The 26535-nt window shown below is 58.9% G+C and carries 24 protein-coding genes; 9 read left to right on the top strand and 15 right to left on the bottom strand.

Features of this window, described 5'->3' with window-relative positions; genetic code table 11:
• Positions 1 to 16: 16 nt before the first annotated feature.
• Both G6N80_RS13275 and iolB read left to right on the top strand, forming a co-directional pair.
• Positions 17 to 262, top strand: a complete 246-nt coding sequence (locus G6N80_RS13275) for a hypothetical protein (RefSeq protein ID WP_156379271.1) — start codon at positions 17 to 19, stop codon at positions 260 to 262.
• Complete coding sequence (gene iolB, locus G6N80_RS13280; protein WP_165134407.1) at positions 259 to 1068, top strand: 5-deoxy-glucuronate isomerase; 810 nt, start codon at positions 259 to 261, stop codon at positions 1066 to 1068. Before G6N80_RS13275 ends, iolB begins: the two co-directional genes overlap by 4 nt.
• 60 nt (positions 1069 to 1128) lie before the next feature.
• Here iolB and G6N80_RS13285 read toward each other — a convergent pair whose 3' ends face one another.
• The 9 genes from G6N80_RS13285 to G6N80_RS13325 form a co-directional block, all read right to left on the bottom strand.
• A complete protein-coding gene (locus G6N80_RS13285; protein ID WP_165134410.1) occupies positions 1129 to 2250 on the bottom strand; it encodes an osmoprotectant NAGGN system M42 family peptidase in 1122 nt (373 codons plus the stop codon).
• A gap of 8 nt (positions 2251 to 2258) precedes the next feature.
• Entirely contained in the window at positions 2259 to 4055 is a 1797-nt protein-coding gene (ngg, locus tag G6N80_RS13290; protein WP_165134413.1) for an N-acetylglutaminylglutamine synthetase, read from the bottom strand.
• Positions 4056 to 4057: 2 nt separating this feature from the next.
• Positions 4058 to 5833 carry an N-acetylglutaminylglutamine amidotransferase gene (locus G6N80_RS13295; protein ID WP_165134416.1) on the bottom strand — a complete coding sequence of 592 codons (1776 nt, stop codon included), beginning with the start codon at positions 5831 to 5833 and terminating at the stop codon, positions 4058 to 4060.
• 165 nt (positions 5834 to 5998) lie between these two features.
• Positions 5999 to 7309, bottom strand: coding sequence for an L-fuconate dehydratase (locus tag G6N80_RS13300; RefSeq protein WP_165134419.1), 1311 nt, complete (start codon positions 7307 to 7309; stop codon positions 5999 to 6001).
• Positions 7310 to 7345: 36 nt separating this feature from the next.
• Positions 7346 to 8191 carry a fumarylacetoacetate hydrolase family protein gene (locus tag G6N80_RS13305; protein ID WP_165134422.1) on the bottom strand — a complete coding sequence of 282 codons (846 nt, stop codon included), beginning with the start codon at positions 8189 to 8191 and terminating at the stop codon, positions 7346 to 7348.
• A gap of 25 nt (positions 8192 to 8216) precedes the next feature.
• Complete coding sequence (locus G6N80_RS13310; RefSeq protein ID WP_165134425.1) at positions 8217 to 8948, bottom strand: SDR family oxidoreductase; 732 nt, start codon at positions 8946 to 8948, stop codon at positions 8217 to 8219.
• Positions 8949 to 9044: 96 nt separating this feature from the next.
• Positions 9045 to 10052: a zinc-binding alcohol dehydrogenase family protein gene (locus G6N80_RS13315; RefSeq protein WP_165134428.1), complete on the bottom strand. Its 1008-nt coding sequence runs from the start codon at positions 10050 to 10052 to the stop codon at positions 9045 to 9047.
• Between the two features lie 4 nt (positions 10053 to 10056).
• Positions 10057 to 10878 carry an amidohydrolase family protein gene (locus tag G6N80_RS13320; RefSeq protein ID WP_165134431.1) on the bottom strand — a complete coding sequence of 274 codons (822 nt, stop codon included), beginning with the start codon at positions 10876 to 10878 and terminating at the stop codon, positions 10057 to 10059.
• A 4-nt stretch (positions 10879 to 10882) separates the two neighbouring features.
• A complete protein-coding gene (locus tag G6N80_RS13325) occupies positions 10883 to 11896 on the bottom strand; it encodes an aldo/keto reductase (RefSeq protein ID WP_165134434.1) in 1014 nt (337 codons plus the stop codon).
• Between the two features lie 218 nt (positions 11897 to 12114).
• Here G6N80_RS13325 and G6N80_RS13330 point away from each other — a divergent pair, with 218 nt between their 5' ends.
• The 3 genes from G6N80_RS13330 (at position 12115) to G6N80_RS13340 (ending at position 15087) form a co-directional block, all read left to right on the top strand.
• Positions 12115 to 12807 carry a FadR/GntR family transcriptional regulator gene (locus tag G6N80_RS13330; RefSeq protein WP_062555994.1) on the top strand — a complete coding sequence of 231 codons (693 nt, stop codon included), beginning with the start codon at positions 12115 to 12117 and terminating at the stop codon, positions 12805 to 12807.
• A 198-nt stretch (positions 12808 to 13005) separates the two neighbouring features.
• Positions 13006 to 14538, top strand: a complete 1533-nt coding sequence (locus G6N80_RS13335; protein ID WP_165134437.1) for a UxaA family hydrolase — start codon at positions 13006 to 13008, stop codon at positions 14536 to 14538.
• 102 nt (positions 14539 to 14640) lie between these two features.
• Positions 14641 to 15087 (top strand): DUF4112 domain-containing protein, encoded by a 447-nt coding sequence (locus G6N80_RS13340; protein WP_082547262.1) that lies wholly within the window; start codon positions 14641 to 14643, stop codon positions 15085 to 15087.
• Here the strand turns inward: G6N80_RS13340 and G6N80_RS13345 are convergent, their stop codons facing one another.
• The 6 genes from G6N80_RS13345 to cyoA are packed head-to-tail and all read right to left on the bottom strand — an operon-like array spanning position 15088 to position 20260.
• Positions 15088 to 15261 carry a hypothetical protein gene (locus G6N80_RS13345; protein ID WP_156379270.1) on the bottom strand — a complete coding sequence of 58 codons (174 nt, stop codon included), beginning with the start codon at positions 15259 to 15261 and terminating at the stop codon, positions 15088 to 15090.
• 49 nt (positions 15262 to 15310) lie between these two features.
• Positions 15311 to 16036 (bottom strand): SURF1 family protein, encoded by a 726-nt coding sequence (locus G6N80_RS13350; RefSeq protein ID WP_165134440.1) that lies wholly within the window; start codon positions 16034 to 16036, stop codon positions 15311 to 15313.
• Between the two features lie 30 nt (positions 16037 to 16066).
• Complete coding sequence (gene cyoD / locus G6N80_RS13355; protein ID WP_062555902.1) at positions 16067 to 16474, bottom strand: cytochrome o ubiquinol oxidase subunit IV; 408 nt, start codon at positions 16472 to 16474, stop codon at positions 16067 to 16069.
• A complete protein-coding gene (gene cyoC, locus G6N80_RS13360) occupies positions 16471 to 17091 on the bottom strand; it encodes a cytochrome o ubiquinol oxidase subunit III (RefSeq protein ID WP_062555901.1) in 621 nt (206 codons plus the stop codon). The genes cyoD and cyoC overlap by 4 nt, the downstream gene beginning before the upstream one ends.
• A gap of 5 nt (positions 17092 to 17096) precedes the next feature.
• The gene (gene cyoB, locus G6N80_RS13365) at positions 17097 to 19103 is read right to left on the bottom strand and encodes a cytochrome o ubiquinol oxidase subunit I (RefSeq protein ID WP_165134443.1); all 2007 of its coding nucleotides are present in this window, start codon (positions 19101 to 19103) and stop codon (positions 17097 to 17099) included.
• 29 nt (positions 19104 to 19132) lie between these two features.
• A complete protein-coding gene (gene cyoA, locus G6N80_RS13370; RefSeq protein ID WP_165134446.1) occupies positions 19133 to 20260 on the bottom strand; it encodes a ubiquinol oxidase subunit II in 1128 nt (375 codons plus the stop codon).
• Between the two features lie 335 nt (positions 20261 to 20595).
• Between cyoA and G6N80_RS13375 the strand changes: the two genes are divergently transcribed.
• The 4 genes from G6N80_RS13375 to malQ all read left to right on the top strand — a co-directional run bounded on the left by G6N80_RS13375 (position 20596) and on the right by malQ (position 26534).
• Positions 20596 to 21942, top strand: coding sequence for an MFS transporter (locus tag G6N80_RS13375; protein ID WP_062555898.1), 1347 nt, complete (start codon positions 20596 to 20598; stop codon positions 21940 to 21942).
• Positions 21943 to 22090: 148 nt separating this feature from the next.
• Positions 22091 to 22840, top strand: coding sequence for a hypothetical protein (locus tag G6N80_RS13380; protein ID WP_165134449.1), 750 nt, complete (start codon positions 22091 to 22093; stop codon positions 22838 to 22840).
• Between the two features lie 78 nt (positions 22841 to 22918).
• Positions 22919 to 24685: a malto-oligosyltrehalose trehalohydrolase gene (gene treZ, locus G6N80_RS13385; RefSeq protein ID WP_062555896.1), complete on the top strand. Its 1767-nt coding sequence runs from the start codon at positions 22919 to 22921 to the stop codon at positions 24683 to 24685.
• Positions 24678 to 26534 (top strand): 4-alpha-glucanotransferase, encoded by a 1857-nt coding sequence (gene malQ / locus G6N80_RS13390; protein ID WP_165134452.1) that lies wholly within the window; start codon positions 24678 to 24680, stop codon positions 26532 to 26534. The genes treZ and malQ overlap by 8 nt, the downstream gene beginning before the upstream one ends.
• The last annotated feature ends 1 nt before the right edge of the window (position 26535 follow it).

The raw sequence follows: 26535 nt of genomic DNA on the forward strand, positions 1-26535 counted from the left end.
TCCAAGGATGAACACATTGAAACTGCTCGATCCCACGCATCCCTTCTACAAGCCCTTCTGGGTACGCATCCTGACAGTTGTGTTCCCGGCAGTCATGGCTTGTATCGAAGCCTATAATCAGTCGTGGGTTTGGGCACTCCTGTTCCTGGCTGTAGCTGGCTATGCGGCCTATGAACTTCTTATCATGTATGACCGTTCGATTGCGGAGGCGGAAGCCAAGAAGGCTGCCGCTCAAGCTCAGCGGGAAGGAGACGAGGAATGAGAAATCTCTTGCGCAAGCCTTCTGGCACATCCGGCAAGGTGCATGACATCACGCCGGAAAGCGCCAATTGGGGATATGTGGGCTTCGGGCTCTATCACCTGAAGTCGGGTGAAAAGGCAGCGGAGCCGACAGGAGAGACCGAGGTGATCCTCGTTCTCGTGGAAGGCAAGGCGAAGATCTCCGGCTCGGGCAAAGACTTCGGTGAGCTTGGCGACCGCATGAACGTGTTCGAGAAAAAGCCGCCGCACTGCGTCTATGTTCCTGCCGGTTCCGACTGGACGGCAGAAGCGACGACGGATTGCACGCTCGCCATCTGCACAGCACCGGCCAAGCCTGGTCGTGAGGCGCAAGTCATCGGCCCGGCAGGCATCAACCTCACGGAGCGCGGCAAGGGCGCCAATACGCGCCATATCTTCCCGATTGCCATGGAAGATCGCGATGTCGCCGATAGCCTTCTGGTCACGGAAGTTTTCACACCGTCGGGCAACTGGTCGTCCTATCCGCCGCACCGGCACGATGAGGACAATTATCCGGAGATGACCTATCTGGAAGAGACCTACTATCACCGTCTCAACCCAGCCCAAGGCTTCGGTTTCCAGCGTGTTTTCACTGAAGACGGTTCGCTGGATGAAACCATGGCCGTGTCAAGCGGTGATGTCGTGTTGGTGCCGAAAGGCCATCATCCGTGCGGCGCGCCTTACGGATATGAGATGTATTATCTCAACGTGATGGCTGGCCCGATGCGTAAATGGCGGTTCCAGAACCATCCCGACCATGACTGGATCTTCAAACGCGACAATCCGTGATCCTCCTTCGGATTTCGCATCAAGGCCGGGTGGCTCTCCTCCGCCCGGCCTTTTCGTTTTTCATTCGTTCACATCGCGAATGGGAAGATGGGTAAAGCCTTCCGGCCCCGACATCTCGTTTGCATCCCGTCGGATCTTCACGGGGCTGACCGCAAAGGCCGCTACCAGCCGCGCCACTGACGTTAGCGCATGTTTGTGGATGCGCTCGTAGCCATGCGAGGCATCGACACCGAAGGTCACCAAAGCTGTACGAATGTCATGCCCTGCTTCCAACGCCGAGGCTGAATCGGAGCGGTAGTAGCGAAATACATCCTTCTGGTATGGGATCTGGTTTTCGCAGCAGAGTTCCACCAGCTTGCGCGTCAGGTGGAAATCGAAGGGACCGGTCTGGTCCGCCATGGCAATCGTCGCGCCGAATTCGGAGGAATTCTGCCCCGGTGCGGTCGTTCCGTTGTCGATGGTCAGCATCGAAGCGGTCTCGGACGTGACGATGGAGGAGGCACCGACGCCCACTTCTTCCGCAATCGTGAATAGCCAATGCGTATCGACCGGCGTGCTGGCACCAGCGCGTTCCAGTGCCTCGATGGCTGCCAGTGCAATTGCCACACCGGCCTTGTCATCCAGATGGCGGGAATTGATGAAGCCGTTTTCCAGAAATTCCGTGCCCGTATCTATGGCGACGATATCGCCCACTTCGATGCCAAGCTTCATGGTCTCTTCAGCCGAACGGGTGATTGCGTCTATGCGAACCTCCACATAGCCCCAGCCGACGGGCAGCGTATCCACCTCATCGTTGAAGGTATGGCCGGATGCCTTGAGCGGTAGGATGGTGCCGCGATGAATGCCGCCGGTGCCATAGATCGTCACGCGCGCACCTTCGGCAAAGCGGGCAGACCAATGGCCGATCGGCACTAGTTCCAGCCGGCCGTTTTCCTTGATCGCCTTCACCTGCGCGCCCAGCGTATCGACATGGGCGACGATGGCGCGGGCTCCGGCCCTTCGGCTTCCTTGACGGACGGCGCGAATGGCGCCACGCCGCGTCAGTTCCGGCGAAAGGCCAAGCCGTTTCAGTTCCTCCGCGCAATAGAGAACCACTTCATCGGTATAACCGGTGGGGCTGTCGATCTGCAGCAGTGCCGCAAGCTGCCGCAGCAGATAGTTTTCATCAATGGTAATCTGCATGGTTTTGCTCAAATCCGTCCCAGCGCGTGCCGTGCTGCGCGATGGCCCGAAAGCGGAAAGAGCAGATCGATGAAGCGTTCCGCAGTCGGTTGCGGCTCGTGATTGGCCAGGCCGGGGCGCTCATTGGCCTCAATGAACACATAGTCCGGCTCTGTCGGGCTTTTCACCATCAGATCGATGCCGACGACTGGAATATTGATGGCGCGAGCCGCATTGATGGCCGCCTCGACGAGACGCGGATGCACGATCTCGGTCACATCATGAATGGAACCGCCAGTATGCAGGTTGGCAGCTTTGCGTACCGCAATCTCGCGACCTTCCTCCAGCACATCGTCGAACGTCACATCGGACATGGAGAGGCAGCGTTCGGTTTCCGCATCAACCGGAATAGTGCTTTCGCCACCGGTGGCAGCAGCACGGCGGCGCGAAAGCCGCTCGATCAGTTCCCGAACTGTGGAACGCCCATCGCCTACCACATGCGGCGGGCGGCGTACGGCCGCAGCCACCAGCTTGAAATCGATGACGACAAGCCGCAGATCTTCACCCTCGAAACAGGCCTCGATCAGCACCCGGTCGCACACCTCGCGGGCTGCCTGAATGGCAGCCTTCACCTCGTCCAGCGTGACAAGTCCAACGGCCACGGCGCGCCCCTGTTCGCCACGCGCAGGCTTCACCACCACGCGGCCATGCTTCTCGAGGAATGCTACGAGCGCTTCCTCATCCTCACCCGCCGTCATCTGCTCGGGAACGAGAATGCCTGCCCGCTCCACAACGCGGCGGGTCACAGCCTTGTCGTCGCAGATCGACATGGCAACACCGGATGTCAGTTCGGTCAGGCTCTCGCGGCAATGCACGGAGCGGCCGCCATGCGAAAGCCGGAAGAAGCCGCCCTCCGCATCGGTGATTTCCACATGCACGCCCCGGCGTCGGGCCTCGTCTACCAGCAGGCGCGCATAGGGGTTCAGCGCATCATAGGCCTCTAGCGGGCTGGCATAGAGGCGCTCGTTGATGGAATTCTTGCGCTTGACGGAAAAGGCTGGAATGCGACGGAAGCCGAGCTTCTCATACAGTGCAATCGCCTGTTCGTTGTCATGCAGTACGGACAAATCCATGAAGGCATTGCCGCGCGCCTTGAAATGCTCGCCAAGCCTGCGCACCAGCGTCTCACCAATACCGGCATGTCGCGCCTGAGGATCAACCGCCAGACACCACAGCGAGGAACCCTGTTCGGGGTCGGAGAAGGCGCGGATATGGTCGATGCCGGTCACGGTGCCGATCACTTCGCCGGTGTGTTCGTCTTCGGCCACCAGATAGGTGATGGCTCGGTTGTCGCGGTTCGACCAGAAGAAATCCGGGCGAACCGGCACCATGCCGCGCGAGGCATAGATGCGGTTCACGGCTCGCGCATCGGCTTCCGATGTCAGGCGGCGCACAAAGAAGCCGCGAGGCTGCTTACGGCCAGAGCGATAGGTGGAAAGCTCGAGACGGAAGGTATGCGAGGGATCGAGAAAGATTTCCTGCGGTGCTTCCGCCAGCAGCACGTGCGGATCACCGACATAAACGGCAATATCGCGATGTTCCGGCGCCTCTTCCCGCAGCGCTGCCGCCAACTCGCCTGCGTCATCGAAGGTCTGCGCGAAAATCAGCCGTCCCCAGCCGCAATCCACGCAGGCCGAAGGCGATGGGCCATCCTCATGGGTCTGGCCGGTTTTGCGTAGGGATTCAAATCGTTGGCGTTTCAACCGATGGGCCACAGCCTTGTCGCTGCGAAAGCGCTGCATACGTTCCGTGCTCTTGGTCGTCATTGTCAGATTCCTTGCGCCTGCAGCCACATTTCCAGAAGGCCAACCTGCCAGAGTTCGGAGCCCTGCAGCGGCGTGATGTGATCAGAGGGATTTGTGAAAAGCCGGTCGAGATAGGTTGGCCGGAAGATCGAGCGCTCGCGGGCAGCCTGCGAAGACAGCGCGTCGCGCACCATGTCCAGATAGGGCCCATCGACATATTTTAGCTGCGGAACGGGGAAATAGCCCTTCTTGCGGTCGATCACCTCATGCGGCACCACAAGGCGGGCAGCGTCCTTGAGAACACCCTTGCCGCCTTCGTTCAGCTTGAATTCCGGCGGAATTTTTGCAGCCAGCTCCACCAGTTCGTGATCGAGGAAGGGGACGCGTGCTTCCAGTCCCCAGGCCATGGTCATATTGTCGACGCGCTTGACCGGATCGTCCACCAGCATCACCTGGCTGTCGAGGCGAAGGGCGGCATCCACGGGCGTGGCTGCTCCTGCTTGCGTCAGATGCGCACGTACCAGTTCAAGGCTTGCATCGTGATCGGCAATCCAGTCATCGCCCAACTGGCTCTTCAGTGTCTCGTTGTTCCTGTCGAAGAACACGCGAGCGTAATCGCCCACGACATCCTTTGAATCCCCAAGAGGTGGATACCAGTGATAGCCGCCAAATACCTCATCGGCACCCTGGCCCGATTGGACGACGCGAATGTGCTTCGACACTTCCTTGGCCAGCAGGTAGAAGCCCACATTGTCGTAGGAGACCATGGGTTCCGACATGGCCGAGATAACGCCGGGAAGGGCCGCCATCAATTGGTCGGACGGCACGAAAATCTTGTGGTGGTCGGTACCGAAATGTTTTGCGATCAGGTCGGAATAGACGAACTCGTCACCCTTTTCGCCATTCGCTTCCTCGAAGCCGACGGAGAAGGTCATCAGATCGTTCTGACCCTGTTCGGCCAGTAGGCCGGTAATGATGCTGGAGTCCACACCGCCAGAGAGCAGCACGCCGACGGGTACATCTGCCACGGTGCGGCGCTTTACCGCCGTGCGCAGCGAATCCAAAACCAGGTCTCGCCAGTCCTCACGTGACAGACCTGCCATATAGGCATCACGCTCATAGGGCGGGTTCCAGTAACGGGTGTCCGTCTCGCGGCCATCGGGTTCGATTACGCGGATGGTTGCCGGCGGGAATTTCTTCACGCCGTTCAGAATCGTGCGCGGTGGCGGCACCACGGCGTGGAAGCTCATGTAATGATGAAGTGCGATACGGTCAATGGAGGTATCGATGCCGCCGCCCTGAACGAGCGCGGGCAGGGACGAGGCAAAACGGACTGCGCCCTCCACATTCGCCAGATACAGCGGCTTGATGCCGAAGCGGTCGCGGGCCATCACCACGCGGTTCGTGTCACGCTCATGGATGACGAAGGCGAACATGCCATGGAAGCGGTTGACGCACTCTATGCCCCAGGCGTGCCACGCCTTCAGGATGACTTCCGTATCTCCATGCGAGAAGAAGCGGTAACCTTCCGCCTCCAGATCAGCCCGCAGTTCGGGATAGTTGTAGATGCAGCCGTTGAAGGCAATCGTCAGGCCGAGTTCGCCATCCACCATGGGCTGGCGTGCCTTTTCTGAAAGATCGATGATCGACAAGCGCCGATGCGCAAGTGCAGTCGAACCATGAATGACGAGACCTGAACCATCCGGCCCGCGAGGCGCGATCGCCTCCATCATTCTGGCCTGTACCATGGGGGAGGGCTGGGTGCCGTCGAACCGAATTTCTCCGCAGATGCCACACACTGTTCTGTCCTTACCTCGCTGTCTTCATCGCATTTCACCCCGAAATTCGAGGCAATGAGACGTCAGGCCCGCGTTTGAGACGGGCCTGCACAGGAGGCCAAACGAGAAAATGCGCGTTTGGTTGCGATTTTTCTGGAACAGAATCCGCTTAGAGACTTCGCGTTCTCAAGCTGGACGGCTGTCGCCGGTACTGGATTTCGTCGCGGCGAACCGGAATTGCGCCAGCGTTTCCGGTTTCATTTCAATGGAAAAACCGGGCATGGAAGGCGGCATATAGGCGGCGTTTTCGATACGGCACGGGTCGAGGAAATGCTCATGCAGATGATCGACATATTCGATGACGCGGCCTTCCTTGGTGCCGGACACCGCCACATAATCGATCATCGAAAGGTGCTGCACATATTCGCAAAGCCCAACACCACCGGCATGCGGCCACACCGGGAGACCAAACTTGGCAGCAATCAGCAGAACTGCCAGAACCTCGTTCAGACCGCCCATGCGGCAGCTGTCGATCTGCACGATATCGATGGCGCCTTCCGCGATGAACTGCTTGAACATGATGCGGTTCTGGCACATCTCGCCGGTTGCCACCTTAACCGGCGCAATGGACTGGCGGATCTTGCGGTGACCGGCCACATCGTCCGGGCTTGTCGGCTCTTCGATGAAGAAGGGCTTGCAGAAGGAAAGCTGCTTCACCCAGTCTATGGCCTGATCAACTTCCCAGACCTGATTGGCATCGATCATCAGGTAGCGGTCTGGGCCAATCACTTCGCGGGCAATGCGCAGCCGTCGAATATCGTCCTCCAGATCGCGGCCGACCTTCATCTTGATGTGGTTGAAGCCCGCGTCGATTGCCTCCTGGCACAGTCGGCGCAACTTTTCATCGTCGTAACCCAGCCATCCGGCAGAGGTGGTGTAGCAGGCGTAACCTTCGCGTTCGAGGGTGGCGATGCGCTCTACCTTGCCCGCTTCGGCTCGTTTCAGGATCTCGATGGCTTCGTCGCGGGTCAGCGCGTCGGTCAGATAACGGTAGTCGACGATATCGGCGATATCTTCCGGCGTCATCTCGGCCACCAGCCGCCAGACGGGTTTGCCTTCCTGTTTTGCAAAAAGATCCCAGAAGGCGTTGACCACGGCACCGGTTGCCAGATGCATGGCGCCCTTGTCCGGCCCGATCCAGCGCAACTGGCTATCGCCCGTCAGATGGCGCCAGAATTTGCCGGGGGCTGCCTTGAAGGTTTCGAGATCACTTCCCACCACCAGATGGCGCATGGCGTCGATGGCCATGCAGCAGATGTCATTGCCGCGCCCGATGGTGAAGGTCAGGCCATGCCCGGCAAGGCCGGGCACGTCAGTTTCGAGGATCACATAGGCTGCCGAATAATCGGGATCCGGGTTCATGGCATCCGAACCATCAAGGCTCTGGGATGTCGGGAACCTGAGATCGACGATCCGCATGTCGGTAATCTTGGCCATGCTCATTCTCCGGGCAGCTTTATGAGGAAGAGACGATCAGGTATCGGCGCGGAAGGTCTGCTTCTGGGTGCCGAGGCCTTCAATACCGAGCTCGACCACATCGCCGGGCTTCAGGTAACGCGGTGGCTTCAGGCCCATGCCGACGCCCGGAGGCGTGCCGGTGGAAATCACATCGCCCGGATGCAGGCTCATGAACTGGCTGAGATAGGACACGAGGAAAGCCACGCCATAAACCATGGTGGCGGTGGAGCCGTTCTGCATGGTTTCGCCGTTGACCTTCAGCCACATGTTGAGGTTCTGCGGATCGGCAACTTCATCCTTTGTCACCAGCCAGGGGCCTATGGGGCCGAAGGTGTCGCAGGATTTACCCTTGGTCCACTGGCCGGAACGCTCGGTCTGGAAAGCGCGCTCGGACACGTCGTGACTGACGCAGTAGCCAGCCACGTAATCCAATGCTTCCGCTTCGGACACGTATTTCGCTTTTTTGCCGATGACGATGCCAAGCTCGACTTCCCAGTCGGTCTTTTCAGAGCCGCGCGGGATCAGCACATCGTCGTTCGGGCCGCAGATGGCGGAGCTTGCCTTCATGAAGATGACTGGCTCCGGCGGAACCGCCATGCCGGATTCTGCGGCGTGATCCGAATAGTTAAGGCCGATGCAGATGAACTTGCCGGTATTGGCGACGCAGGGGCCAAGACGTTCGGAAGCTGCCACTTCCGGCAGAGAAGATGCGTCCAGGGCAGCCAGCTTTGCCAGATTGGCCGGGTCCAGCACGGAGCCGGAAAGATCGGCCACATGAGCGGAAATATCGCGGATCTTGCCATTGGCATCCACCATGGCCGGACGTTCGGAACCGGGCGCGCCGTAACGAAGCAGTTTCATGTTCAAGTCCTTCTTGATGCGTGATTCAGATGGTCCAGCCGCCATCGATGGCGATGGCCTGACCGGATGTATAGGTGGCACCTGCCAGATAGACAGCGAGGTCTGCAATCTCTTCCGGGTCGCCAATGCGGCCGATCGGCTGGCGGGCCACGAAGGCGGCGCGGGCCTTTTCATAATCGCCCTGCGCACGCAGGCGCTCCTGCAGGGACGGGCTGTCGACCGTGCCCGGGCAGATGGCGTTGCAGCGAATATTGTGCGCCACATAGTCGGCGGCGACGGCCTTGGTCAGGCCGATCACGGCTGCCTTCGAGACGCCATAGGCGAAGCGGTTCGGCACGCCCTTGATGCTGGAGGCGACGGAGGACATGTTGATGATTGCGCCATCCTTGCGCTCGATCATGCCCGGAAGCACGGCGCGAATGGTGCGGATCATCGCCTTGACGTTGAGGTCGATCGCAAAATCGAGGTCGCTATCCTTCATTTCGAGGATGGAGCCGCCGTGGACGACGCCTGCACAATTGAACAGCACGTCCACCTGCCCGATGGAATCGACGCAGGCCGTCACGGCTGCCTCATCCAGCACGTCGAGCGTACGGGTTCTCAAGCCGCCGAGCTTGGGCAATTCCTTCAGCGTCTTCTCGTTGATATCCGTCGCATGAACCGTGGCACCCGCCTTGGCGAAGGCTATGGCGCTTGCGCGACCGATGCCTTGCCCCGCAGCGGTGATGAGTACCGTCTTCCCTCTCAGATCCGCCATGTTCGTCTCTTCTCCCGGCTCTCTGGCCTCTTTGTCGTAATGGCGCAGATTTTCCCCTCGCAGATCTGTTTGCAAGGACGATTTATGCAAAATCCGTCACACGCTGATCATTGCCTTCACAACGCCCGCAGCAGGGTCGGTCAGGCCACCGAAAAGCTGCGGTACGTCCGAGAGGTTCATGCGATGGGTGATCAGCGCATCCGGCACTTCGCCTGCACGCATGGCGGCCATCACATATTCGAAGTCTGAAATCGTGGCGTTACGGCTGCCGAGCAGTGTCGTCTCGCGCTTGTGGAATTCCGGATCGTTGAAGGTAATGTCGGATGCCACGATGGAAACCAGAACATAGGTGCCCGCATGGGCGACGAAGCCGAAGCCGCGCTCTATAGCCTTCGGGTTGCCGGTCGCATCAAATACGGCTTCGAAGAAATTGCCGTCGGTAATCTCGGAAAGCTCTTCCCGGTCACCATCGCCAAGCTGCACCAGCGAGGTGATGCCGAGGTGATCGCGCGCGAAATCCAGCCGATCCTGGCGGCTGTCGATCAGCGTCACATCCGAACCCTCCAGCTTTGCAAACAGAGCGACGGCGAGACCGATCGGACCCGCGCCCGCGATCAGCACCTTCTCGCCGCCGCGCAAGCCTGCACGCCGCACCGCATGCGCGCCGATGGCCAGAAACTCCACCATGGCGGCCTGATCCAGCGTCAGGCCATCGGCCTTGATCAGGAACTCCTCAGGCAGGCAGAGATACTCCGTCATCCCGCCATCCCGATGAACGCCCAGCACGCCGATATTGCGGCAGCAATTGGTGCGCCCCTTGCGGCAGGCATCACAGGTTCCGCAGGAAATGTAGGGGATGATCGATACCGTATCGCCGGTCTCGAAGCGGCTCCCCTCTGCCGGTTCCACGATTGTTGCGGCCAGTTCGTGTCCCATCACGCGCGGATACGAGAGATAGGGCTGATTGCCGGTAAAGATGTGCAGATCGGTGCCGCAGACGCCGACGCGACGAATGCGCACCAGTGCCTCGCCCGCAGCGGGAATGGGCTTGTCCCGTTCGATGGCGGACAGGCTTCCGGGGGTATCGCAGACGATGGTCAGCATGGTCTTATCCGTTCAGTCGATAGAAGGTGGAAGCATTGCCGCCAAAGACGGCCTGATGGTGCTCGACGGGCACAATATCCCGGCACTGATCATGCCAGCCTTGATAGTCACCTGCCAGACGCAAGACCGGCCAGTCACTTCCCCAGAAGGTGCGCTCAGGTCCAAATAGATCAAGAATGGTTTCCGCATAGGGCCGGATCGCCTGGGGCTTCTGGTCGCCTGCTTCCGTCAGCAAGCCGGACAGCTTGCAGGAGACGTTCGGAAGGTGGCTCAATGCCTCCATGCCCTTGCGCCACAGGCTAATCTTGCCCTCTGCGATATAGGGCTTGGCGCCATGGTCGATGACGATGCGAAGTTGCGAATGCTGTTTTGCAAATTCGTGGAAATGCGGCAGATGCGGCGGCAAGATGAGTGCATCAAAGGCGAGATCATGCTCGATCATGGTCTCTATTGCGGGTTCGACAGCAGAATCGCAGATCCACCTCAGATCGCTGATGCCCTGCAGCATGGGGCGCAGGCCTTTGAGCTTCGGATGCTTTGCAAACTTGCGAACGCGCTCTGCCGCATCCGGCGCTTTCAGATCAGTCCAGCCCACCACGCCCTTGATGAAGGCATGGTGATCTGCCAGATCCAGCATGTAGGCTGTATCGTCTTCGCTCTCACGCGTCTGGACCAGAATCGTGCCATCCACTTGGGCCGATTTCAGCAGCGGCTCGAGATCCGACGGTTCGAAATCGCGGAAGATTGGTTCCAGATCCGGCGTCGGCCATTCGCCTACGCGGTCCGCCATTCGCCAGAAATGCTGGTGCGCGTCAATCACCGGCATGCGCTCAGGCTCCATCACCCGGAACCGGGGCGCCCTCGGCGATAAGGCCGCGCTTCTTGAGGTTGGACCAGAAGGAGGCCGGGATGTCTTCCGCGAACCAGGCGGCATTGGCCTTCAACTGTTCGCCATTGCGCGCACCGGAAACAATGGTGAGTGAGGCCGGATGGGCCAGCGGAAATTGCAGGGCTGCGGCCTGCATGGTCACGCCTTCTTCCTCGCAGGCGGCCTGCAGCGAATCCACCCGCGCCAGCAGCTCCGGCGGTGCATCCGTATAATTGAATTTCCTGTTGCCCGCCAGAATGCCGGAATTGAAGGCACCGGCGATCACGATGCCGACGCCTTTTTTGGCGCAGTCATCCATGAAGGAAAGGCTTTGCTGCTCCAGCAGTGTGTATCTTCCCGCCAGCATGCAGATGTCGATGTCGGCCACCTGCATGGCATCGCGAATGATCTCCCATTCGTTGACGCCAAGGCCAATCGCGCGGGTTGAGCCTTCCTCGCGCAGCTTGCCAAGCGCCTTGAACCCGCCGCCTTCGGTCAACTGGTTCCAGTAATGCTGGTGCTTCTCATCATGGGTCACGGTGCCGATGTCGTGCACATAGAGAATGTCGGGTTTGAGAATGCCCAGCCGCTGCTGGCTTGCCTCGAAGGAGCGCATGACGCCGTCATAGGTATAGTCGAACACCGGGCGAAACGGCAGCGGTTCTGCATAGCCCTGTTCTTCCGGACCGACGCTCTCGTCCGGTACCATCACACGCCCGACCTTGGTGCTCACGACATAATCTTCGCGCGGAAGATCAGTCAGCATCGTTCCGAGCCGTCGTTCGGAACGGGTGAAGCCGTAAAACGGAGCCGTATCGAAGTAGCGCAGCCCTGCATCCCAGGATGCCGTGAAGGCGCTCTTGGATTCGTCATAGGATGTCACACGGTAGAGATTGCCCATCTGGGCACAGCCGAGGCCCATGCCAGTCAGGCTGACACCGGTACGTGCATGAATGTGTCGATCGGTAATGTTCATCCGAGGTCTTCCTCCGGCCCGACATGTCACATTTGCCAGGCATTCTCCCTTGGAGGCTAGTGGTACGCGCGCTGACGAAACTGGTCAAGCCAATTTCGAAATGCCTTCGGTCGCCACATGCAGGTTTGATGATAGATCTTGTAATTCAATGCATCTATGCCGGTCTTGCCAGTTTATTTTTCCATGCCTATGGTAAGGCCAAATCATCGAGAGCCGTCATGAACAGTATCCGGCCCGTCGAGCGACGGCTTTACCAGCAGGTAGCGGACCAGATCCGCGCCTTGATCCAGACGGGGCATTTCCGGCTGGGGCAGCGCTTGCCTGCGGAGCGGGAACTCGCTCAACAGTTGGGGGTTTCACGGCCGTCTCTTCGCGAGGCCCTGATTGCGCTTGAGATCGAAGGTGCCGTCGAGATCCGCATGGGGTCCGGCATCTATGTCAGCTCCAGCACCGAGCGCCGTAGCGTTTCAAGCTCAATCGGCGAAAGCCCGGTCGAGCTGATGGAGGCCCGGGCTATGGTCGAGAGCACGATCATTGTACAGGCCTGCGCGCGAATAACACTGGAGGGTTTGAAATCCGTTCGCCAGATTCTTGAAAGCATGCGCACCGATGTTGCCGAGGGGCGCAAGCCCGTTGAACTGGACCGTCAATTTCACCTCACTATCGCGCAGCAGGCTGGAAACGGTGTTTTGACGCGACTTGTCGGTGATCTCTTCGATGAGCGGCATAGCCCACTGGCAACACAATTGCGCGAGCATTTTGAGACGCCGGACACCTGGAGTCTGGCTCTTTCCGAGCACGAGGCGATTTTTGCCGCGCTCGAAGCCCGCGATCCGCTTCTGGCGCAGGTAGCCATGCACCGTCATCTGGAACAATCCAAACGCCGCTGGCTCGACAGTGAACCGCGTTAGAGCATCGGGCGAAAAAGTGGAATCCGGTTTTTCGCTAAACCGATGCGTCAACAAAAAATTTAGAGCGGCGGGCCGTTTCCGATTAGTCGCCCGACGCTCTAGCCGATTTCTTCAACGCATTTCCGGACGCAAAACCGATCGACACCTTTGCTGGAAATGCTCGCTGAACCAAGGACCTCCGGGGAGGAGGAAGACATCATGAGTGATACTGTTTCGCCTACTATTCTGCTCAACGAAATCGACGATGTGGCTGTAGCCCGCCGCGCCATTCCTGCCGGACAACCGACCGGTTATCGTGATCTCAACGCGCGCGAACTGATTGCTCGCGGCCACAAGGTTGCCATTCGGTCCATTCCCTCGGGTCATGAAGTGCGCAAATACGGCCAGATCATTGGTCTCGCCACGCAGGATATCGAAGCAGGATCGGCCGTTCACCTGCATAATCTCGCCATGCTGCCCTCCGAGCACGAGCATCAATTCTGCGTCGATATCGAGGAAAAGGGCATGGTGCCGTTGGAAGAGCGCCGCACCTTCATGGGCTATGATCGCGGCATCGGCGGCGCTGGCACGCGCAACTATATCGGCATCATCTCGTCGGTGAACTGTTCCGCCACCGTCTCGCGCTACATTGCCGATTACTTCAATCGCATGGGCGGGCTGGAAGGCTTCGAGAATGTGGATGGCGTCGTGGCGCTGACCCATGGCGGCGGCTGCGCGCTGAACAATAAATCGGAAGGGTATCGGCTGCTCATCCGCACCATTCAGGGCTATGCGCGCCACCCCAATTTCGGCGGCATCCTGATGATCGGTCTTGGCTGCGAGACGAACCAGATCGCGCCGATCCTCGAACATTACAAAATGGAGGAGGGGGATCGGCTGCGCACGATGACCATCCAGCAATATGGCGGTACAAAGAAGACCATCGATGCGGCCATCGCGATGATCAAGGAAATGCTTCCATCAGTGAATGCCGCGCAACGCACGCCGCAGCCGCTTTCCAAGCTGAAGCTGGCGCTGGAATGTGGTGGCTCCGACGGCTATTCCGGCATTTCGGCCAATCCGGCGCTGGGTTATGCTTCGGATCTCATCGTGCGCCATGGCGGGACCATCGTTCTGTCCGAAACGCCAGAGATTTATGGCGCCGAGCATCTTTTGACGCGCCGTGCGGTGACGCCCGCTGTTGCCCAGAAGCTGCTAGACCGGATCGACTGGTGGCGGGATTACACAGCCCGCAACGGTGATGAGCTGAACAATAATCCATCCCATGGCAACAAGCTCGGAGGCCTGACCACCATTCTGGAAAAGTCGCTCGGTGCCGTTGCCAAGGGGGGCTCCATGCCGCTGAAGGCGGTCTACGAGTTTGCCGAAACGGTCACTGAACCTGGATTCGTCTTCATGGATACGCCCGGTTACGATCCGGTTGCCGTGACGGGCCAAGTGGCGGGCGGCTGTAATGTCATCTGTTTCACCACGGGCCGCGGCTCGGTTTCCGGTTTCAAGCCTTCGCCTTGCATCAAGATTGCAACCAATACCGACATGTATGAGCATATGAAGGAGGATATGGATCTGAACTGCGGCGGTATCGTCACGGGGGACGAAACCATCGAACAATCCGGTGAACGCATCTTTGAACAAATCCTTGCCGTCGCATCTGGCCAGAAGACACTCAGCGAGATCTACGACTACGGCGACAATGAATTCGTGCCGTGGCAGGTCGGAGCTGTTACATAAGTCGTCACTAATATATTCGTAATCACTGTTGCAAACGCCATTGGTGCTTCCCACTTCTCTGTTCGCGGTCAAAGGGCCGCGGACGTTCTGGAGGCATCAAAAATGGCAGGTGCAGGTACGAAGGCTCAATTCGGTTTTTCGTCTGGGAATTCCCGGCGGGCTCATGCCACGGGCGCGCTGGACGCGGAAAAACTGCGCCGGATCGGGCGGCTTGTGCGCCTTGCCCGTGTCATGGATACGGCCATCCGCATCCCGGGTGTCGGCATTCGTTTTGGCGCCGACTCCATTCTCGGTCTTCTGCCCGTGGTGGGCGATGCGAGCGGTGCGCTGATCGGCGTCTTCATCATCAACGAGGCACGACGGCTTGGCCTGCCGAACGACAAGCTTCTGAAGATGGCGGGAAACATCGGCGCCGATGCAGTGCTCGGCAGCGTGCCGCTGCTGGGCGATGTCTTTGACGTCTACTTCAAGTCCCACCGCCGCAACGTGCAGATGATCCTCGATCATTTTGGCGTAAGCCGAGAGCAGGCGATGAGAGCGTCTCGCTGATCAATTCGACGTCAGCGATCCATACAGCACAATAAACAAGTAGAGGCTGAAGGCGCCAAGCGCGAAGATGATGAAGAAGGTAACGATACCGCGTCCTGCCCGCTGCTTTCGCACTGCTGCCGGGCGGCTGTCTTCGGGGTTCGTGATGGGATCGTTTTCGGGCTTCATGTTCATGGGCTCACCTCTCTTCAAAGAGAGCCAACAAGCAATGCCCGCTTGAGTTTCAGGCGGGCATTTTTCTGCGCCGCAGAAGGAAATAGACCGCACCCGCAGACATGGCAGCCAGGCTGTACCAGGTCAGCGCATAGACCAGATGGCTGTTGCGAAAATTCACGATCGTGAGCCCGCCCACTGGAAAGCCACCCGGATTGGGTGTCGCGTCCGCGTCAATGAAATAGGGAGCGACATTTGTGAGGCCGCGTGCCTTGGCGATCGCCTCCACGTCGCGGGAGTACCACCGGTCGGCTGACGGATCGTTGGCACGCAGAAAGCCGCCTTTCGGCTCGCTCAGCCGCAGGAGGCCTGTCACGGTAACAGGATTTTCATATTGCGCTTGCCCGCGGGCCGCAGGATCACGCTTCTCTTTCGGCACGAAGCCGCGATTGATGAGGACGATCCCCTGATCTGCTGTCTCAAGCGGTGTGACCACCCAGAAACCGGGGCCGAGTTCGGTCACGGCCTGAACGAGCGCTTCCTTGTCGTTCAAAAGGCGCCCCGTTGTCGTCACGCGCTTGTATTCGTCATTCGCCGCGCTGACACTCGTCGATGGGGGAGGGGCGGGAACCGGTTCCGCATGAACACGGGCATCGACGCGGGCAATCAGATCCAGCTTCCAGAACAGGCGTTGTACCTGCCAGGTGCCGAGGGCCAGAAAAACGAGAACGAGGCCCGCCATGATGGCCGCAAAGGCTGTATGGCGTTTTGCGGTCGTCGGGCGGGCCTCGGTCATGACGTTTTACTCTGCTGCAAAACCTGCCCGTCAGGGCATGTTCTTCATCATTTCAGGGTTCATCGGCATCATGTTCGTGTTCAGGTGGTGCATGACCCACATGGAGCCTGCCAGCATGATTACCACGATGATGATGGTGAAGATCATAGCCAGCATGGTCCACCCGCCTTCCGAACTGGTGTTCATGTGCAGGAAGTAGATCATGTGGACGACCATCTGAATGCCGCCGAAAATGATGATGATGCCAACGGTCAGCGCGCGGCTTTCCAGCACATCGCCCATGACCAGCCAGAATGGAATGGCGGTCAGGATGACAGACAGGATGAAGCCGGTCATGTAGCTCTTGAAGCTGCCATGAGCCGCCTCGTGACCGTGGCTGTGAGCATGATGCGTGTTATGGGCGCTCTCATGCGCCGGTGCGTGAGGGTGCGAACTCATCCGAGCACTCCAACCAGGTAAACGAGGGAGAAGACGCCGATCCAGATCACGTCAAGGAAGTGCCAGAACATGGACAGGCACATCAGACGGCGGCGGTTTTCTTCGATGAGGCCGAATTTCGCGACCTGCACCATCAGTGTAACGAGCCAGATGCAGCCGAAGGTGACGTGCAGACCGTGGGTTCCGACCAGCGTGAAGAACGCAGACAGGAAGGCCGAGCGCTGCGGTGTCGCGCCTTCATGGATCAGGTGATAGAACTCATAGAGCTCGATCCCCAGGAAGGCGAGGCCGAAGAGGCCGGTGATACCCAGCCACATCAGGGTGCCGCTCTTGTCACCCTTTTCCATCCGCAACATGGCAAAGCCGTAGGTGATGGAGGAGAAGAGCAGCATGGCGGTGTTGATAGCCACCAGCTTGAGATCGAAGAGATCGGCTGGAGATGGTCCGGCCGCATAATTGCGGCCGAGGACGGCGTAGGTTGCAAAGAGCACTGCGAACATCAGGCAGTCGCTCATCAGGTAGATCCAGAAGCCCAGATTGGTGCTGTTTTCCGGATGATGTTCTTCCGTCAGGTAGAAGACGGGCTTTTCGGACGTCGCCGCTTGTGTGTTGCTCATGGTGATCAGGCCTGTTCCGCAAGCTGCTTGGTCCGGGCGTTCTCCGTCGCAACGACGGTTTCAGCCTGAATGTAGTAGTCACGCTTGTAGTTGAAGGTATGTGCGATCGACACCACCAGGATGGCGAGGAACGACAGGGCTGCGAGCCACCACATGTACCAGATCAATCCGAAGGCCAGCGTGACGCTGAACGCCGAGAGGATGACACCTGTTCCGGTGTTCTTTGGCATGTGGATCGGCTTGAAACCTTCCAGCGGACGCACATAGCCGCGGTTCTTCATGTCATACCAGCCGTCATGATCGTAAACGACGGGCGTGAAGGCGAAGTTGTATTCCGGCGGCGGCGAGGACGTGGACCACTCCAGCGTACGGCCATTCCACGGATCGCCCGTCGTATCCCGCAACTGTTCGCGCTTGAAGAAGCTGACGACAAGCTGGATTACGAAGGAAGCGATACCAAGCGCGATTAGGAAGGCACCAAAGGCTGCGATGATGAACCAGATCTGCAGAGACGGATCCTCGAAGTGGTTGACGCGGCGCGTAACACCCATCAGGCCGAGAACGTACAGCGGCATGAAGGCGAAGTAGAAGCCGGTCAGCCAGAACCAGAAGGACATCTTGCCCCAGAACGGATCGAGACGGTAGCCGAAGGCCTTCGGGTACCAGAAGTTGATACCCGCCAGCAGGCCAAACACCACGCCGCCGATGATCACGTTATGGAAGTGCGCGATCAGGAACAGCGAGTTGTGGAGGACGAAGTCGGCCGGAGGAATGGCCAGCATGACGCCGGTCATGCCACCGATGACGAAGGTCACCATGAAGCCGATCGTCCAGTACATCGGCACTTCGTAGCGAATACGGCCGCGATACATGGTGAAGAGCCAGTTGAAGATCTTCGCGCCGGTCGGGATCGAGATGATCATCGTCGTGATGCCGAAGAAGGCATTGACGCTTGCGCCCGAACCCATGGTGAAGAAGTGGTGCAGCCAGACGATATAGGACAGGATCGTGATGACGACCGTGGCGTAAACCATCGAGGCGTAACCGAAGAGGCGCTTGCCGGAGAAGGTGGAAACGATTTCCGAGAAGATACCGAAGGCCGGCAGGATGAGAATGTAGACTTCCGGATGGCCCCAGATCCAGATGAGGTTTACATACATCATCGGATTGCCGCCCAGATCGTTAGTGAAGAAGTTCGTGCCAACGTAGCGGTCAAGGGTCAGGAGGACGAGTGTTGCCGTCAGGATCGGGAAGGATGCCACGATCAGAACGTTCGTGCAGAGCGATGTCCAGGTGAAGATCGGCATCTTCATCATGGTCATGCCGGGCGCACGCATCTTCACGATCGTTGCGATGAGGTTGATACCGGAAAGCGTCGTTCCGACACCGGCGACCTGCAGGCCCCAGATGTAGTAGTCGACGCCGACCCCCGGTGAGTAGTCTGCACCCGACAGCGGCGGGTAGGCCAGCCAGCCTGTACGGGCGAATTCACCGACGAAGAGCGACATCATGATGATGACAGCACCTGCCGTGGTCATCCAGAACGAGAAGTTGTTCAGGAAGGGGAAGGAAACGTCGCGCGCGCCGATCTGCAGCGGCACCACGTAGTTCATGATCCCCGTCACCAGCGGCATGGCGAAGAAGAAGATCATGATCACGCCGTGGGCGGTAAAGATCTGGTCGTAATGGTGCGGCGGCAAGTAGCCCTGGTTCTCACCGAAAGCGATAGCCTGTTGCGTGCGCATCATCAGCGCGTCCGCAAAACCACGCATCAGCATGACGAGTGACAGGATGACGTACATGATGCCGATCTTCTTGTGATCGACGCTCGTGAACCAGTCGTTCCAGAGATAGCCCCAGAGACGGAAATAGGTGATCGCGCCGACGACGGCGGCTCCGCCGAGGATGACGGCGATGAAGGTTACCAGGAGGATCGGCTCATGCGTGAAAGCGAGCGAGTCCCATGACAACCGTCCGAAAATGAATTCCATCAGGTTCGTGTTCGTAAACATGGCAGTTTCCAATTACCTATCCAGCCTGATCAAGGCTTCGGGTTCGTATTGAGCTGGTCCGGGGCCACGCCATGGCCCTCATGGCCTGCGGGGGCTCCAGCCGGCGCATTCACGCCTTCAGCCTGCGTCGGCTCCTTGGCACCATGGCCGGTCGCCGGATGTGTCGCGCCCGGGCCTGCATCTGCGGCCCAACGGGTATCGTATTCGAGACGCTTGCGGTTCTCGTGGCTGTCCTTGCCAGCGCCACCCATCATGTCGATGTGCATCATTTCATTGGCGCACATCTGGCCGGGCTTGACGCAGAGATTGAGGATGGCGTCGTAGAGGCCGTTCTCAACCGATGCAAAGTAGGTCACGGGAACGCGGCTGCTCGGGCGTTCCAGCTTCAGATACGCATCACGGTTCAGGGCGGATCCCTGTCCCTTCACACGTGCGACCCATTGTCCGAAATTGTCGTTCGACATGCCGTGGAACTTGAAGCGCATGCCGGAGAAACCGTCGCCACTATAGTTGGCGGAGAAGCCTTCGTAGACGCCTTCCTTGTTCATGACCGCATGAAGCTTGGTCTGCATGCCGGGCATGGCATAGATCTGGCCTGCAAGAGCGGGAATGTAGAAGGAGTTCATGACCGTCGAGCCGGTGATCTTGAACTCGATCGGCGTATCGATCGGCGCGGCAATCTCGTTGACGGTCGCGATACCCTGTTCCGGATAGAGGAAGAGCCACTTCCAGTCGAGTGCTACGACCTCGATCGTGATCGGCTTGGTTTCCGGGGTCACCGGACGGTTGGCGTCGATGCGATCCAGCGGACGATAGGGGTCGAGCCTGTGCGTGCTGACCCAGGTAACGGCACCGAGTGCAATGATGATGGCAAGCGGTGCTGCCCAGATCACCACTTCCAGACGCGTGGAATGGTGCCATTCCGGATCATACTTGGCGTTGATGTTCGAGCGGCGATAATGCCACGCGAAGTAAAACGTCAGGCAGATCACCGGAATGATGATCAGCAGCATCAGCACCACCGAAACGATGATGAGATCGCGCTGTTGCGTGGCGATATCGCCGGACGGTGACATCACGACGAGGTCACAGCCCGACAGGGCGAGAGGTAGGGCGAGGGCACTAAGCCGGCGAATGAGCTTCATCAACCGTGGCATCTTTCAATTTCGAAATTTGCGTTTTGTCTACTTGCGACTAACGCACTGAGGCGAAGCTCCCTATGAGGTCTTTCGTCGCAGTGCAAAAACAATTTAGTGCGGCGCAATAAACACCTGTGGTTCAATGCGCAATACCCTCAACTTACCGTGCAGAGGATAGTTCAGAACTCAATTCTCTGTGTGAAAGCGGAGAAATAGTCCTGAAGTTGCGCGAGGAAAGCGCACTCAACGCACAAATTTTCGGTTTACGGCAAGACCGCACTTGATATGCGGCAAATATGTATCATCCTCACTGACGGGGAGGCGACTATTCGCCGCATAAGAGGAGTGCATTCATGTCCGTAGCCAGTCATCCGACATCAGCCCATTTCGAGCGGGACGCTCGCCAGATGCACGATGACAAGCCGCTGTCGCCCGGCAGCATTGCCATCGGTGTGATCATTGGCCGCATGTCGGAATTCTTCGATTTCTTCGTGTACGGCCTCGCATCCGTTCTCGTTTTCCCGCGTCTCATCTTTTCCTTCGCCGCCGATCCGGTCACGGCAACGCTTTATTCCTTTGCCGTCTTTTCCCTGGCCTTCCTCGCGCGTCCCATTGGTTCGCTCGTCTTCATGTGGGTTGACCGCACCTATGGACGGGGCATGAAGCTGACCATAGCGCTTTTCATTCTCGGTGGGTCGACGGCCTCCATGGCCTTCCTTCCGGGTTATGAATCGATCGGCGTCTGGGCCGTGGCTTTGCTGGCTCTCTTCCGGCTTGGTCAGGGCTTTGCGCTTGGCGGTGCCTGGGATGGCATGGCTTCCCTGCTCGCCCTGAATGCGCCGAAATCCGAACGCGGCTGGTGGGCCATGGTGCCACAGCTCGGTGCGCCTATCGGCTTTGCGCTGGCAAGCGCCCTTTTCGGCTATTTCTACACCAGCCTGTCGGATGCGGACTTCCTGTCCTGGGGCTGGCGCTATCCGTTCTTCGTCGCCTTCGCCATCAACGTGGTCGCGCTTTTTGCCCGCCTGCGTATCGTTGCCAGCCGCGAATTCGGCGAGCTGTTCGAAAACCACGAATTGAGCCCGAGCCCGGTTCTGGAAACGCTGCGTGTTCATGGCCGTGATGTCCTGCTGGGAGCATTTGCGCCGCTGGCAAGCTTTGCCATGTTCCACCTGGTCACCATCTTCCCGCTCACCTGGGTTTTCCTGCGCGGTGGACAGTCCGCAGGCGAATTCCTCTTCGTGCAGATCCTGGGAGCCTTCGTCGGCATCGGTTCTGTGGTTATCTCGGGCGCCATTGCGGACCGTATCGGTCGTCGCCGCCAGTTGATGATCGGTGCCGTGCTCATCGCGATCTTCAGCTTCTCGGCTCCCTTCCTGCTGGAAGCAGGCGGCAAGGGGCAGGATGCCTTCATCATCCTCGGCTTTGCGATCCTCGGGCTGTCCTTTGGTCAGGCGTCCGGCGCCGTTTCCTCGCGGTTCTCCCTGCGCTACCGTTACACGGGCTCGGCCCTGACATCCGACCTGGCATGGCTGGTTGGCGCCGGGTTCGCCCCGCTTGTGGCGCTCGGTCTCGCATCGAAATTCGGCATCATCTTCATCGGTGGATATCTGATCTCCGGTGCCATCTGCACCTTCGCTGCGCTGACGCTGAGCCGTATTCTCGATAGCTCCGAGCATCAGTCTGCTGCCGAGCGCTGAACCCTTCCAACCTCGACTGAGCGGGCCGCAGAAGTATCGTCTTCTGCGGCCTTTTTTCTTCATTCGACCGTACCGGAGGGCGCGTCTTTTGCATTGCCCGATGAGGGTGGACATGCGACGAGCAATGGGACGTTTCGGGAGGATAGTGATGAACCAGACGCAGACCATGCCGCATTCCATGCTTGTTGATCGCCTCGTAGACGCCATGCGCTCCGGCTCAGTGATCGAGAAGGATGGTTTGAGCGAACCGGAGGCTGGCGCGTTTTATGCCGTACAAAGTGCGGTGACCTCGGCCCTGGGGATCGAGCTCGGCGGCTACAAGTTTTCGATCCGCGAGGGCGTTCTGATCGGTGCGCCTCTGCTGTTCGTGTCCCGTCAGCCGGAGTCAGGCTTCGAGAGCGAGATCAAGGTCGAGATCGAGCTGGCGCTGGTGCTGGGGCAAGATTTGCCGGTTCGATCCGAGGGCTATAGCCGCGGCGAGGTGCTGGAGGCGATCGAAAGCGTGCATATCGGTGTCGAACTGGTGCGCACCCGTTATGTGGGCGGGGCGGGCAGTTCGCTCGGCCTGCTACTGGCGGACTGCATGAGCAATGTCGGCTATCTGGTCGGTCCTGAGCTGGATCGCGCGCTTCTCGACGAAGGTGCCGATCTTGGCCATCTGCGTCTGGAGAATGAAGAGCGGGTGTTGTTCGATGGCGCTGCGGTTCATCCCGACGGCGACGTTCTGAAAAGCGTGGTCCGCTCGGCCAACGAGGGCCTGCCGATGGGCGGGCACCTGAAAAGGGGGCAGGTTCTGACCACAGGAACGCTAAGCGGTGCGCCTGTGATCGAGAAGCCGTCACACTTTACGACCAAGCTCGGCGGGCAGTCTTTTGAAGTCAAACTGAAAACTGCCTGATCCCGTCCTCGCTGCGGAAACCTTTTGCGCCCAAGGGGAGTTAACGCGTGGCTTCCCCTCGCGCAAAAGGTCATAGCTTTGACAGAGTTCACATTCGGTCCGATCCTCCGTTCCACCGAAACCGAGTTTCGCTTCTGGTCGCCGCAATCGCAAACCGTGCAGCTCGTTATCGAAGGCGATGCTCCTGTCGAAATGGAGCCGGTCAAGGATGGATGGTTCTCCTGCACCGTGGTGGGCGCGGGCGCTGGCACGCGGTACGCTTTCCTCCTGCCGGATGGCCTGCAAGTGCCGGATCCCGGATCGCGCTTTCAGCCGGATGACGTTCATGGCGTGAGTGAAGTCATCGACCACTCGGCCTATCGCTGGCGTGCCCGCTCGTGGAAAGGGCGACCGGTCGAAGAACTGGTCTTCTACGAAATGCATATCGGCGCTTTCACGGCTGAAGGTACATTCAAGGCAGCCATCGACAAGCTTGACCATCTGGCAGGCCTTGGCATTACCGCGCTGCAGATCATGCCGATTGCCGATTTTCCAGGGAGTTATGGCTGGGGTTATGATGGCGTCATGCCCTATGCCCCTGAGAGCAGCTATGGTCGGCCAGACGATCTGATGGCGCTGATCGACGCCGCGCACGAGCGCGGGCTCTGCGTCTTTCTCGATGTCGTCTACAATCACTTCGGGCCGGACGGGAATTACCTGCCCGCCTACGCGCCCATTTTCACCGATCACCACAAGACGCCATGGGGCAATGGCATCAATTTCGATGCCGAGCACAGCGAGGCTGTACGCAGCTTCATGATCGAGAACGCCATCTATTGGGTCCGGGATTTCCGTTTCGACGGGCTGCGGCTCGATGCGGTCCATGCCATCAAGGACGACAGTGAAGAGCATCTTCTCAAGGCTCTCGCGCGACGTGTCAGGGCTGAGGCTGGCGACCGCCACGTCCATCTCGTGGTCGAAAACGAGAACAATGACAGCGATCTGCTGGAACGGGATGCGGATGGTCGGCCGATGTATTTCACCGCACAGTGGAATGACGATATCCATCACGTTCTGCATATTGCCGGAACCGGCGAGACCTTCGGCTATTACAAGGACTTCGCGGATGATCCCGCAAAACTTGGCAAAGCGCTGGCGGAGGGCTTCGTCTACCAGGGTGAGATGATGGAATATCGGGGCGAGGCGAGGGGCAAGCCCAGCGCTCACCTTCCGCCGACCGCCTTCATTTCGTTCATGCAGAACCATGACCAGATCGGCAATCGGGCGCTGGGTGACCGGATGATTGCCTCGCAACCGCTTGACAGAATGAAGGCTCTGGCCGTTTGCTATCTCCTGTCGCCGCAACTGCCTATGCTGTTCATGGGGGAAGAGTTCGGCGCGAAACAACCGTTTCCGTTCTTCTGCGACTTCAACGAAGAGCTGAACGAGAAGGTGCGCAAAGGCAGACGGGAAGAGCTCTCCCGCTTGCCCGGCTTCGACGCAGACGATCTGCCGGATCCGACAGCCCGCGACACTTTCGAGATGGCGAAGCTCGATTGGACGGAGCTCTCTTCTTCCGTGTCCCGCGAGATCACGGCTTTCTATCGCAATATCCTCAATGTCCGTCATCGGATCGTGGTGCCACTTCTGGCGAGCGGAAGCACGGCCCCAGCCGCCTACGAGAACCATGGGTCAGCGGTCCTTGTTCGCTGGGATTTTGGCGCCAGACAATTGACGCTGATGGCCAATCTTGCGGACGAGGATGTTTCGTTCGAACCGGAAGGTGACATGATCTTCCAGTTCGGCGCCGTTTCCGGCGGCAAGGCTGGTCCCTGGTCGGTCGTATGGAGTGTGTCGGATGCCTGACGAGAAGCAATCGCGCACTAAGACAGCACCTAGTGATCCAGCGCTTGATGCCCTGGCGCAAAGTCATGGTATTGCGCCCACACGGCCTGAGCCGGATGGGACCGAGGTGCCCGTCAGCGACGAGACGAAGCGCAAGCTACTCGCAGCGCTGAATGTGGATATCGAAGCCGAAAAACTGGACGGAAGCGGGTGCTTTCTGCCCGATTTCTTGAGGGATGCTCCGGTCTGGGGCATTTCCGTTCAGCTCTACGAGCTGCAGTCCCCCAGAAATTGGGGGATCGGTGATTTTGCCGATCTGTCAGAGCTTTGCGCTATGGCAGGTGATTGGGGAGCCGATTTCGTCGGCCTCAACCCGCTCCATGCTCCGTTCCTTGCAGATCCCGCCCGCTGCAGTCCCTATGAGCCGTCCAACAAACGCTGGCTCAATCCGCTTTATATTGCCGTGGACAGACTTGAAGAATGGACGGGATCTGAGGAGGATATAGATGCCATCGCCGCTCTGAGATCCGCTGACCTTGTGGACTACAGGAAGGTTGCGGACCTCAAGATGACAGTCCTGCGTCGCTATTGGCAGGACTGGCGCGGGGGTAACATAAAGACCAGCCTGCTCGATGCATCAAAATTCGAGCAGTTCGAGCTGGCGGGTGGTGAAAGCCTGCGCCTCCATGCGCTTTTCGAGGTGATTTCCGCGGAGCAGGTTCGCACTGGTGGTTCAGCAGGCTGGCGCAACTGGCCGGAGGAACTTCAGGATCCGCAAAACGCAGCGGTTCGCGAGTTTGCTCAGTCTCGCCTGTCGGAAACGGAGTTTTACATCTGGCTGCAATGGATCGCGCATTTGCAGCTGGAGGAGGCGGCTCAGGCTGCCCGTCACGCAGGCCTTCGGATTGGCCTTTATCTTGATCTTGCAGTCGGCGAAGCCCTTGATGGATCCGCAACCTGGAGCGAGCGGGACGTTTATGTCGCCTCCGCGAGTGTTGGGGGGCCGCCTGACCCTTGGGCTATCACAGGGCAGGACTGGCGACTGGCTGCCTATCTGCCCAACCGGATCGCGGATGGCGAGCTTTCACCCTATCGGTCCATGATCGATTCAGCCATGCGCTATGCGGGGGCGATCCGCATCGATCACGCGGCTGCGCTCAGCCGGTTGTTTCTGGTCCCCTTTGATGGAACACCTGCGGACGGGGCCTATGTAGATTATCCAAAGGCAGATCTCATCAAGGTTTTGCAGGAAGCCTCTCATGCGCACCGGTCCATCGTCATCGGAGAGGATCTTGGAAATCTTCCCGAGGGTCTGAAGGAGGATTTGCAGGACGCCAATATCCTGTCTTACCGGATCTTTTCCTACGAAAAGGATGACGACGGTTTCATTCCAGCGGAAGACTATCCTGAACTCGCGCTCGCCTGTGTATCGACCCATGACCACCAGACACTCGAAGGCTGGTGGAAGGGCGCGGATGTTCAGGCCCGGATCGATCATGATCTGGTACCGGCGGCACTGGCGCAGAAGGATCTGGACCTGCGCAAGCAGGAACGGCTCGAGATATGCGAACTTTTGGAAAGCGCAGGTTTCAAGGCGCCGGATCCGCAGGAGTTGAAGCTAGATTCGCAAGAGCTGGACCGGTTCATCATCGATCTGCATACGCTTCTGGCGCAAAGCCCGAGCCTGCTCTTCTCCGTCCGTCTCGCTGACCTGACGAAGGAGCCGCAACCGACCAATATTCCGGGCACCAGCACCAGCCATCCGAACTGGCGTACCCGCCTGTCGGTTACGCTGGAAGACCTGGATGAGCTACCGCTTGTTCAGGATGTGACGGATGCACTGCGACGCGTAAGGCCGAAGTCATTCTAGG

The organism is Rhizobium rhizoryzae (genome assembly GCF_011046895.1).
GTDB lineage: Bacteria > Pseudomonadota > Alphaproteobacteria > Rhizobiales > Rhizobiaceae > Neorhizobium > Neorhizobium rhizoryzae.